This window comes from Nostoc sp. CHAB 5836 (assembly GCF_020829445.1).
GTDB lineage: Bacteria > Cyanobacteriota > Cyanobacteriia > Cyanobacteriales > Nostocaceae > Nostoc.
Genome location: NZ_JAIVFV010000205.1, coordinates 1 through 10,480, shown reverse-complemented (window position 1 = coordinate 10,480; position 10,480 = coordinate 1). Strand labels below are relative to the sequence as shown.

14 protein-coding genes and 1 pseudogene are annotated in these 10,480 nt (G+C 43.4%); 8 read left to right on the top strand and 7 right to left on the bottom strand.

The window, feature by feature from the left end:
* Positions 1-336: 336 nt before the first annotated feature.
* The 3 genes from LC605_RS27720 (at position 337) to LC605_RS27710 (ending at position 1,294) form a co-directional block, all read left to right on the top strand.
* Positions 337-585 (top strand): hypothetical protein, encoded by a 249-nt coding sequence (locus LC605_RS27720; protein ID WP_229550695.1) that lies wholly within the window; start codon positions 337-339, stop codon positions 583-585.
* The gene (locus tag LC605_RS27715; RefSeq protein WP_229550694.1) at positions 572-988 is read left to right on the top strand and encodes a putative toxin-antitoxin system toxin component, PIN family; all 417 of its coding nucleotides are present in this window, start codon (positions 572-574) and stop codon (positions 986-988) included. The genes LC605_RS27720 and LC605_RS27715 overlap by 14 nt, the downstream gene beginning before the upstream one ends.
* Positions 989-1,108: 120 nt before the next feature.
* Positions 1,109-1,294, top strand: a complete 186-nt coding sequence (locus tag LC605_RS27710) for a DDE transposase family protein (protein ID WP_229550693.1) — start codon at positions 1,109-1,111, stop codon at positions 1,292-1,294.
* Between the two features lie 78 nt (positions 1,295-1,372).
* Here the strand turns inward: LC605_RS27710 and ctpC are convergent, their stop codons facing one another.
* Positions 1,373-2,656: a carboxyl-terminal processing protease CtpC gene (ctpC, locus tag LC605_RS27705; protein WP_229550692.1), complete on the bottom strand. Its 1,284-nt coding sequence runs from the start codon at positions 2,654-2,656 to the stop codon at positions 1,373-1,375.
* Positions 2,657-2,887: 231 nt separating this feature from the next.
* Positions 2,888-4,114: a (E)-4-hydroxy-3-methylbut-2-enyl-diphosphate synthase gene (gene ispG, locus LC605_RS27700; protein ID WP_229550691.1), complete on the bottom strand. Its 1,227-nt coding sequence runs from the start codon at positions 4,112-4,114 to the stop codon at positions 2,888-2,890.
* A gap of 415 nt (positions 4,115-4,529) precedes the next feature.
* On the opposite strand from ispG, the gene LC605_RS27695 reads away from it, so the two are divergent.
* From LC605_RS27695 to LC605_RS27685, 3 genes are all read left to right on the top strand, one after another.
* Positions 4,530-4,748 (top strand): hypothetical protein, encoded by a 219-nt coding sequence (locus tag LC605_RS27695; protein WP_229550690.1) that lies wholly within the window; start codon positions 4,530-4,532, stop codon positions 4,746-4,748.
* Positions 4,748-5,029: a type II toxin-antitoxin system mRNA interferase toxin, RelE/StbE family gene (locus tag LC605_RS27690; protein WP_229550696.1), complete on the top strand. Its 282-nt coding sequence runs from the start codon at positions 4,748-4,750 to the stop codon at positions 5,027-5,029. The genes LC605_RS27695 and LC605_RS27690 overlap by 1 nt, the downstream gene beginning before the upstream one ends.
* A gap of 74 nt (positions 5,030-5,103) precedes the next feature.
* Complete coding sequence (locus tag LC605_RS27685) at positions 5,104-6,138, top strand: isochorismatase (protein WP_229550689.1); 1,035 nt, start codon at positions 5,104-5,106, stop codon at positions 6,136-6,138.
* Positions 6,139-6,234: 96 nt separating this feature from the next.
* On the opposite strand, the gene LC605_RS27680 is transcribed toward LC605_RS27685, so the two are convergent.
* Positions 6,235-7,149 (bottom strand): M23 family metallopeptidase, encoded by a 915-nt coding sequence (locus LC605_RS27680; RefSeq protein WP_229550688.1) that lies wholly within the window; start codon positions 7,147-7,149, stop codon positions 6,235-6,237.
* A 276-nt stretch (positions 7,150-7,425) separates the two neighbouring features.
* Between LC605_RS27680 and LC605_RS27675 the strand changes: the two genes are divergently transcribed.
* Positions 7,426-8,634, top strand: coding sequence for an HhoA/HhoB/HtrA family serine endopeptidase (locus tag LC605_RS27675; RefSeq protein ID WP_229550687.1), 1,209 nt, complete (start codon positions 7,426-7,428; stop codon positions 8,632-8,634).
* A gap of 328 nt (positions 8,635-8,962) precedes the next feature.
* On the opposite strand, the gene LC605_RS27670 is transcribed toward LC605_RS27675, so the two are convergent.
* The 3 genes from LC605_RS27670 to scpB all read right to left on the bottom strand — a co-directional run bounded on the left by LC605_RS27670 (position 8,963) and on the right by scpB (position 10,139).
* Positions 8,963-9,310, bottom strand: a complete 348-nt coding sequence (locus LC605_RS27670; RefSeq protein WP_229550686.1) for a DUF760 domain-containing protein — start codon at positions 9,308-9,310, stop codon at positions 8,963-8,965.
* Between the two features lie 79 nt (positions 9,311-9,389).
* Positions 9,390-9,593: a hypothetical protein gene (locus LC605_RS27665; RefSeq protein WP_229550685.1), complete on the bottom strand. Its 204-nt coding sequence runs from the start codon at positions 9,591-9,593 to the stop codon at positions 9,390-9,392.
* A gap of 3 nt (positions 9,594-9,596) precedes the next feature.
* A complete protein-coding gene (gene scpB, locus LC605_RS27660; RefSeq protein ID WP_229550684.1) occupies positions 9,597-10,139 on the bottom strand; it encodes an SMC-Scp complex subunit ScpB in 543 nt (180 codons plus the stop codon).
* A gap of 135 nt (positions 10,140-10,274) precedes the next feature.
* Between scpB and LC605_RS27655 the strand changes: the two genes are divergently transcribed.
* Positions 10,275-10,424: a hypothetical protein gene (locus LC605_RS27655; RefSeq protein ID WP_229550683.1), complete on the top strand. Its 150-nt coding sequence runs from the start codon at positions 10,275-10,277 to the stop codon at positions 10,422-10,424.
* Here the strand turns inward: LC605_RS27655 and LC605_RS27650 are convergent.
* Positions 10,395-10,480 (bottom strand): annotated as a pseudogene (locus LC605_RS27650) (NUDIX hydrolase); the annotation flags it as partial. The gene LC605_RS27655 and the pseudogene LC605_RS27650 sit on opposite strands and share 30 nt — an antisense overlap.

Genomic DNA, 10,480 nt, shown 5'->3' with positions numbered 1-10,480 from the left:
TCTTATTGAGAATAAGATTCGTGCCACTTTTATTCCTCAAATATCCTTTTATGTATTATTTTATTCTTGTGATTTTCATTTATTACCGTAATAACCGCTTATGACAGTAAGGGGTGCGGAATGTGGGGTACAATTCTGACCTCATTTCGATTCCTTTCTCCTAAAAGGAGAGACGTTTTCAATTGTTCCCCCTTCCCGCAACGGGTTGGGGGTTAGGGGGTTAGGTCTATCTGGATACTTCTACCTCACCGGGTTGAAAATGGCTATAGCTCCCTTCTGCCCTCTGCTTTTATTTGTAAAATGATGAAAGATGAAAAATTATGAAAGCTATAGATCATGATTACTAAAGAAGAAATTACTATCAAAGTTCCCTCTGAGGTAGCAGAGGCATACCGCAATGCCACTGAAGAAGAACGAGAACAATTGGAACTTAAGATTGCGGCAATTATGCAGTTTCAATTTACAACTAAAAGACGAGAAAGCATCGCACGTCTAAGAAACACGATGGATAAAGCAAGCTTTGAAGCACAAGAGCGAGGATTAACACATGAAATCTTAAAATCGCTTTTGAATGATGACGAATAATCGATGGTTTATATTTGATACAAATGTGTTGATTAGTGCATTTTTGTTTAGTCAAAGCAAGCCACGTCAGGCACTAGATCAAGCTCAGGATATTGGCGTTATAGTATTATCAAATTCTGTTTTATCGGAGTTAAAAGAGGTTTTATATCGTCCCAAATTTGATAGATATCTTACTCAACAAACGCGGCAAGAATTGCTCAAATATTTAATAGAAAATGCTCAGTTTCTTGATGTAATTGAACAGATTGATGAATGCCGAGATCCAAAAGATAACAAATATCTGGAATTAGCAGTCAGTGCTAAAGCAGAGTGTATTGTTACTGGAGATGATGATTTGCTAGTGCTAAACCCTTGGAGAAGTATTGAGATTCTAACTGCTCAAGATTTTTTGGCTTTTAAGTAGCAAGAATTACCCTACGCCCAACTGTCCTACCTTGCTATAGACAGTGGTTAGAGACACCTAAATAATTTATTATAATCCGCAACTTGGGTTACTATAAAAAACAAAATTTTGATTTAAAGCATGAACACTTCACAAAATTGGTATATTGTCAAGCGTTCTGGTGGTAACTGTGAAATAATCCCCAGCGACCAAGTTGGCGACGATAATGTAGAGGTTATAGAACAGTGGGGGCCTTTTAGTTCGCAAGAAGAAGCGATCGCTCGGCGTATCGGACTCATTAGGGCTGGGAAGTGCCAACCAGTTTAAGTTAAAAGTTAGGAGTTGACGATGACGGTCTTTATTCCTAACTCCTAACTCCTAACTCCTAACTTTATTCCTAACTTTTCATTTTTCTGCCGTGGCTGTGCCCTTAACAGCAATTTTTTTGCCTATCACTTCCACTGCTTTAGCGAATTGGGGGTCTGCGAGAGTAGCAAGTTTGTCACGTTCATGGAGCCACAAGTCCTCCATCTGCTCCTTGGTCAAATCCACCTTCACATCTGGCTCAATGCCTTTATGATTAATATCTCTACCGTTGGGGGTATAATAATGAGCAATTGTCACCGCCAATCCTGAACCATCTTCCAGAGGACGCACCGATTGCACCAGTCCCTTACCAAAGGTTTGAGTACCGACCACAGTAGCACGGTTATTATCCTGCAAAGCCCCTGAGAGGATTTCACTGGCACTAGCTGAACCTTTATCTACCAGCACCACCAAGGGTTTATTTGTCAAGGCTCGTCCGTTTGCCTCTTCCCTTTCTGCCTCTCCTCGGCGTTCAACGGTGGAAACAATCTTCCCTTTATCTATCCACATCCGGGCAATATCCACACTGGAGAAGAGTAAGCCGCCTGGATTACCACGCAAATCCAGAATATATCCAGCTACCTTTTTCCTTTCTAAATCTTTGATGGCGGATTGCATTTCTTTGCCAGCATTAGCGCTAAACTGGTTCAAGCGAATGTAACCAAGATTCCCTACTGGAGTTTTCTTTTCAGAAAACTTAACTGGATGGATTTCAATTCGCGCTCGTTTGATGTCAAATTGTTTTGTTTTACCGTTGCGCCCAATAGTCAGGCTGACTTGCGTTCCTGCTTCACCTCTGATCAAGGATACTGCCTGATTGGTATCCATCCCTTTAGTATCTTTGCCGTCGATTTTGAGGATGATATCTTTTGCTAAAACACCAGCTTTAAAGGCTGGTGTATCTTCCATTGGCGCAATTACAACCAATTGCTTCGTTTTTTCATCGTGACTGATCGTGATCCCAATCCCCGTGAGTTCTCCAGAAGTGTCCACTTGCATATTCTTGAATTCTGCTGGATCCATAAACCGGGTATATGGGTCTTCCAGCTTTTTGAGCATTTCGCGAATGGACTTATACGCTTCCTGCGGATTAGTGTAAGACTTGTTCAAGTACTCCTTACGAACAGCCTGCCAATCTACCTGATTAAAAGTACCGTCTACATATTGGCGCTGAATAACTTGCCAAACTTCATCTACCAATTCTTTAGGACTTGCTTTAAACAAAGCCTGACCTCGCGAGTGAATGCCAAGGCTAGTAACAGCGATCGTGGAGAGTGTCACTGCCGTAGCACCCAAAACAAGCCTACTTTTTGTAATCACCATAATGACAGCTGCGTCAGAGGGAAAATTTATAGTCAGTATGCTCAATCTAACACAGGCGAACACTTACAGACCAAGTATCTATTCCTGATTTAAACAAAATACTTGACAATCTAGCGACCTTAGTGGTTAAAAGATACAAAGTTTTTGGACATGGGGCATGAGGCATAGGGCATTAGTTATTCTCCTCATCCCCCTCATCCCCCTCATCCCCCTCATCGCCCCCTGCTCTCTTTAAGGTTCTACCCAGCGTTCATCTGCCTTAATCAGGTTAATTAATTCCTCTACACCTTTTTCTTCTGGGACTTTTTTAATTTCCTCTCGACCACGATACAAAGAAATGTAACCAGGTGTTTTGCCAACATAGCCATAGTCGGCATCTGCCATTTCTCCAGGGCCATTGACAATACAACCCATAACAGCTATGTCTAAGCCGGTTAAGTGTTTAGTGGCTTCTCGGACTTTGTGCAGCACTTCCTCTAGGTTAAACAAAGTGCGTCCACAGGAAGGACAAGCGACGTATTCCACCATCGTTTTTCGCAATCCCAAAGCTTGGAGAATGCTATAGCAGACGGGAATTTCTTTTTCTGGTGCTTCTGTAAGTGAGACACGGATTGTATCACCAATGCCATCAGCAAGTAAGGTGGCAATACCTGCTGTGGATTTAATTCGGCCATATTCGCCATCACCAGCTTCCGTAACGCCTAAATGTAAGGGATAATCCATACCCAAGTCATCCATGCGCTTGGCGATGAGGCGATAGGCGGCTATCATCACCGGTACTCGTGAGGCTTTCATGGAAATTACCAAGTTGTGGAAATCCAAAGATTCACAGATGCGGATGAATTCTATAGCGGATTCCACCATTCCTTCGGGGGTGTCACCGTAAGTAAATAGCATTCTCTCAGCCAGAGAACCGTGATTTACCCCAATTCGCATCGATTTTCCTTGGTCGCGCAAAGAAACTACCAGAGGTTCTAAAGTTTCGCGGATTTTATCGCCAATTTCGTCAAATTCACTTTTAGTATATTCAGTTCGATTGATGTTTGGCTTTTCAAACACATACAAGCCTGGATTAATCCGTACTTTCTCTATGTGCTTGGCAACTTCCACGGCGATTTTCAGCCCATTGTGATGGACATCAGCCACAATGGGCACATCTTGGTAAGTTTTAATTAATTTTTGTTTAATTTCCCCTAAAGCTTTAGCGTGGGCCATACTCGGCACTGTGACACGGACAATTTCGCAGCCAATTTCGTGCAGACGACGAATACCAGCTACGGAACCATCAATATCAAGAGTGTCTTCGTTAATCATTGACTGCACTACAACGGGGTAGCCCCCGCCAATGGTGACATTTCCCACCTTTACGGGACGGGTTTTACGCCGCTTGATAGTTGTATCAAAGGTAGGTTCGCTTGATGTGGAATTTGAAGTGTTTACTGCGGGCAGAGTTTGCATAACCTGATTAGGTAAATTTGCTGTAGCTAAAATATCAGATTTGATAAGTCTCTGTTTCCCAGATTGCCACAGCCAGCGCTTTTTTGGACGATTAAATCGAAAAAAAAGGAAAATAACACAGGCAACGAAATAAAGAGCTATTTAGAGGTTTTGCTCATTTTTAAAGATACATTGCTTAAAAATCTTTTTATCTGAGTCGCTTGAGTGCGATCGCTAAAATTTAGGTTTTTGCAATAGACATCTGGTGAAATTAAATATGCGTTACCCAGAACCCTTGTAGAGACGTAGCACTGCTACGTCTCTACATTCTTTTTCGGAGATTTTTAATACAAATATACTATTAAGTCCAGAGGATCAGGAGCGATCGCACATCCCACCAGCTAAATTAGACTTATCACCAAATTCTTTGACGCCCATGCTAGAAAAAACATCTACATTTCAGAAAGCCATAGAAGCAGTAGAAGCATTAGATCCAGAAGCTCAGGCTATTCTTGTGGATCTGATCCAAAAGCGCCTCAAACAACAGCGACGGGATGACTTATTAAAGGCGGTTGCAGAAGCTCGTGAAGCCTATGCTAAAGGTGAAGTACGTAGTGGAACTGTTGCTGATTTCATGGCGGAGTTGGATAATTGATGCAACTGCTATGGAATGCAAAATTTATTCGAGATTTTAAGCGTTTAGCCCGCCGAAATCCAGAATTACGCTCTGTAGTTGAGCAAAGATTACAAGAACTTGCTGAAGATCCGTTTTACCCTAGCTTACGTACTCATAAACTTAAAGGGGATTTATTAGGTACATGGGCTTGTTCCATAGACTACAACAATCGTATTCTATTCGAGTTTGTTCCTCATCCCCATTCTGGGGAATTAGTAATTTCTTTGTTAACCTTAGGTTCTCATGATGATGTTTACTAAGGTAAGGCTAGACTTGAAAAATATTTGGGGATTGAAATCATAGATGTTATTACAGAATAAAAGGGGCTGTAATTATGAACACCCAAACAACAACCCAACTACCAATCCCCTTACACTTTAACCCTGAAGAAGTGTGCCAGATATGGCGCGTACCTTACCAACAACGTGCCGCCGAAGCTGAAATCTGGGCAAAACAACACGATATCAAAGCTGCATCTTTAGATAAAAACCGGATTTGTTTACTATTAATTGATGTCCAAAACACCTTCTGCATTCCGGGATTTGAATTATTTGTAGGTGGGAAATCGGGCAATGGGGCGGTGGATGATAACGTCAGATTATGTGAGTTTATCTATCGTAACTTGAGAGTAATTACAAAAATTGTACCCACCTTAGATACCCACACAGCAACACAAATTTTCCATCCCATCTTTTGGGTGAATGGCGCTGGAGAACATCCCACTCCAGCAGCTACTAGCATCACACCAGCAGATGTTGAGCAAGGTATCTGGAAAGTTAACCCAGCAGTTGCGGATAGTGTTACTAACGGGGATTACGAATTATTAGAAAAACACGCCTACCATTACCTTAAGCAACTCAGTCAAAATGGTAAATATCCCCTTACTGTTTGGCCTTATCATTCGATGTTGGGCGGTATTGGCCATGCTTTAGTTTCATCGGTAGAAGAGGCGATATTTTTCCACGGCATTGCGCGTCAGAGTCAGACACAATTTGAAATTAAAGGTGAAAATCCTTTAACAGAAAACTATTCCATCTTACGTCCAGAAGTGTTGGAAGATTTTGAACAACGTCCACTTGCTCAAAAGAATACGCGCTTGATTAAACAACTTTTAGAATATGATGCAGTAATTATTGGTGGTCAAGCTAAGAGTCACTGTGTTGCTTGGACAATTGACGATTTATTAACAGAAATTAAACAGATAGATGCTACCCTGGCGAAAAAAATCTATCTATTAGAAGATTCCACTTCCCCCGTTGTTGTCCCCGGTGTTGTGGACTATACAGAACAGGCAGATGCAGCATTTACAAGGTTTGCAGAGACAGGAATGCATATCGTAAAATCTAGCGAACCCGTAGCATTTTTTTAACGCAAAGGGTCGCAAAGATTTCGCAGAGGAACACAGAAATTTCCTTTGCGTTCCTCTGCGTTTCCCTTTGCGTCCCTCTGCGTTTAAAAACAAACCTCATTTCTTCAAATACTCCTTTGGATCTTGCGCGACCCAACCTAGAGACGAGGTAGAACGCATTTCAAAATGGAGGTGCGGTTGAGTGGAGGTTGGCTTTCCACTAATGCCTACCGTTCCTAATAAGTCTCCTTTTTTCACTTGCTGACCGACAGTAACTTTAATACCGTCAAGCTGGGCGTAGCGGCTTTGGAGTCCGCCACTGTGGTTAATGATCACCAACTTGCCGTATGAACCTTGATCGTTAGCAAAAGCTACGGTTCCAGGTGCGATCGCTAGCACATCAGTACCAACTGCTGCTAATAAGTCAACACCACTATGGAAGAAAACTTGACCTGTTGCAGGATTAATTTGCCAGCCGTAAGGTAATCCGACAGTTGCTAGTTTTTCCAAGGGATATCCAGACAGGGATGCACGGTTTGGCGTACCTGCATCAGTAGGTAAAGAAGACTTAGTTACAATACCATTGGGCGACCAATTTACTCCTGGAACAAAGACGATTCTGGGGTTTTGTTGGCAGCCATTGACCTCAAAAAGGCTATCAGCACGAACTTTGTATTGTGCCGCCACTTGTCGCCAAGTTTGACCGCTAGGCACTTCGACTACAATCCCATTGTAGGGAGGAATTTGAAGCACACTACCAACGGCTGGGTAGGTGTTGCCTCCCGCAGGCATCGCACTCTTCTGCAAAGCTGGATTCATGCCAATAATAGTTGTAGGTATAAGATTGTAGCGCTGCGCTATGCTTTCCAAAGTTTCGCCACGAACAACTTTATGACGTTGGAAGCGAGATAGGGCTGGAGTTGGGCAACCACCCACAGCCGCGTTGGCGCTGTTGGTGTTTGGCAGTATGAATACTAGACCCAAGGCGCTAACTAAGCTACAGAGAAACAGTTGACTAAAAGGTAAAATCATGTATATAAGTCAAGAACCCATTAACTTTAAATTTTAGATGGGAAGAGTGGGAAGTGGGGAGATGAGGGAGTGGGGGAGATGAGGGAGTGGGGGAGATGGGGGAGGTGGGGGAGATGGGGGAGTCGGGGAGTAAGTTTTTCCCCTCTGCCCTTTTGCGCCTCTGCCTCTTTTCAATGCCCAATGCCCAATTCCTTGTAAATTGATCTGTCCACTTGCCGTTAGCTTGACTACACTTAGAAATTAGCAACTGCATTGCTGTCCTTAAGCAAAATGATTATGAAGTTATCCTTAAAGCAACTGGCGGTTTATGTGTTTTTACTGGTGATCGGCGGTGGTGCAGGTTTGTTTGGCAGTCGCTATCTCCTGCCACAAAACCGCTCGTTCCAACAATTAAGAAATGTAACAATAGCTTTGCCTCCAGAATCCGTAGTTCCCAATGCTCCTAACGGAACGATGGGGGCTACTGGGGGCGATAATGTGAATTTTATTGCGACGGCTGTGCAAAAAGTTGGCCCGGCTGTGGTAAGAATTAATGCCACTCGCAAAGTAGCCAATCCGATCTCTGACGCATTGAAAAATCCCCTCTTGCGGCGATTTTTTGGAGAGGATGAGCAACCAATTCCTCAAGAACGTATTGAGCGCGGTACAGGGTCGGGATTTATTTTGAGCGAAAATGGGGAATTACTCACCAACGCTCATGTGGTAGCAGATACAGATACAGTACAAGTCACCCTCAAGGATGGTCGGACTCTAGAGGGGAAGGTGGTAGGAGTTGATTCTGTGACAGATGTTGCAGTGGTGAAAATAAAAGCGAATCATTTACCAACTGTGAAACTGGGCAATTCGCAAAACTTGATACCAGGACAATGGGCGATCGCTATTGGCAATCCTCTGGGTTTAGATAATACTGTCACTATCGGCATCATCAGCGCTACAGAGCGCACCAGCACTCAAGTTGGTGTCCCAGATAAGCGAGTCAGCTTTATCCAAACAGATGCAGCAATTAACCCTGGTAATTCTGGCGGCCCCTTGTTAAACGCCCAAGGGGAAGTGATTGGTGTTAACACTGCCATTCGTGCTGATGCTCAAGGACTTGGTTTTGCCATTCCCATTGAAACCGCCGCCCGCATCGCCAATGAACTTTTTACTAAAGGGCGTGTGGAACATCCCTTTTTGGGTATTGAAATGGCAGACCTTTCTCCAACCAGAAAACAGCAAATTAATCAAGAAAATCAACTGAATATTCAGCAGGAAGTTGGGATTGTGATTAAAGGAGTCACAGACGATTCCCCAGCCAAGCGAGCAGGACTGCTTCCTGGAGACGTGATTCAAAAAGTTAACGGTAAACCAATCAAAACCTCAGCCCAAGTTCAGAAACTGGTAGAGTCCAGCAAAGTTGGAGAGATATTAGCAATGGAAGTCAACCGTAGCGGCAAAATTCAAACCATTAAAGTCCAATCAGGAGCTTATCCTGAAAAAAAGTAAGTAGAGCGACGCAAATAAAGCTAACTGGCTAAAGCTGTCATTTGTCATTTGTCCTTCGTCATTTATAAGGGTTTAAGGTGTATTTACGTTTCGTAATATAGCTTGGTTTATTCTTGCCGACTTACTTGGTCAAAATAATTCGTAATTGATAATGACGCTCTCTACGACTTGCGCTGGGCGTTGCGTGCTTCCGTGTAAGGGTATGGGGACTCGCTACCGCTACGCTATCAGTGGAAACTTGGACTCATCACTGTCTTGTTGACTACTGAATTTTTAACTACGAATTACTTGGTCAATAGTTCTAGAATGTTTGACTACTGACTATTGATTATTGACCATCAGACAAATGCTCTAAATGCATTCTTTGTTCCATCTGGCGCAGAAAATACCCCGTCATCATGGCCGACGCTAGAAGCCCAGCTAAGTTCTCCCGATCTGTTGTGATTTGCACATTGAAATTTTCTGCTGGGAGCATTCCCACTAGCCCTTGGACATTTTGCGAGATGATTTGTTTAATTTCGGGGCTGGCGGACTGAGCTATCCTGGCTAAAACATCAGGGGACTGATGCTGTAGATATTTGAGCAACTGATTAGGGTATTCCTCAGAGTGGTCGGAAAGAAGTTGATTAGGGTGTTCCTCAGAGTTGTCATTCAAAAAGTCAGGATTAAACACCATTGGCAGTTTTTTTTTAGCTTAATTGCTAACTCTACTCTAAACCATACTACAAGGGTAGCGCATTCACCACAGGTATAAGTCATTGGGCATGGGGCGTCCCTTCTGGTGCGATCGCACTCGCGAACGACAACTCTTGGAGACGCACTCGCGTTCGCTCAGGGCAAGTGGGCATTGAAAAGGGGCAAAGGGGCAAAGGGGCAGAGGGGCAGAGGGGAAAACTTACTCCCTCATCTCCCTCATCTCCCTCATCTCCCTCATCTCCCTCATCTCCCTCATCTCCCACTCCCTACTCCCCACTCCCCACTCCCTTCATTTCTAGTTCTAGTTCTAGTTGTTCTTCCTTCTGGCTGGTGGAAAGTATTTGCGGGAGTTGTTCGATTTGGAAATACTGATGAAATTTTGGGGTTACTTGGAGCGAGTAGGAGCGAGAATCGCTGTCTTTGCGCTTTCGGATGAAACCAAGTTCGACGAGTTCTGGAACGTGTTGATATACTCCTGAACCGCGCAGGTTAATTAAGTCACTCTGAAGTATAGGACTATTGAGAGCGATCGCTGCTAAAGTCCGTAATGCACCTACACCCAATTCTACTGGGATCATAGTTTGCACTAAATCATGAAACTCCGACCGTAGTTGCAAACTGTAACCATCTGAGGTTTCTATTACCTCTAGGGCGCTATCTCGGTGAGCATAGTTGTCCATTAGTTCAATTATGCCTTCTTTGACAGTGGCGCGATCGCACGCGGCATACTCGGCGATTTCGCCGAGTGACAAGGGTTTGCCCTTTAAATAGAGAATTGCTTCTATCTTCGTCGCTGTGGCTGTAATCATTTAGTTATTTGTCATTGGTCATTAGTTACTAGTCATTAGTTACTAGTCATTAGCAGATGACAACTAACAATCAACAAGTGTGTGGGATTATATCGTAAATTGTCAAAATATTGTTTGAAACTCTTAAATTAGGCATTGGGCATTGTTTATTTTTCCTCATCTCCCTCATCTCCCTCATCTCCCTCATCTCCCTCATCTCCCTCATCTCCCTCATCTCCCTCATCTCCCTCATCTCCCTCATCTCAATACGGTTCATTAAATAAACACCAAAGGTTTATCTTTTAAGGGAGCAAAAGCTTCCGCGTCAAACTTATACAAACTAGCTGGACGACCAGCACCCC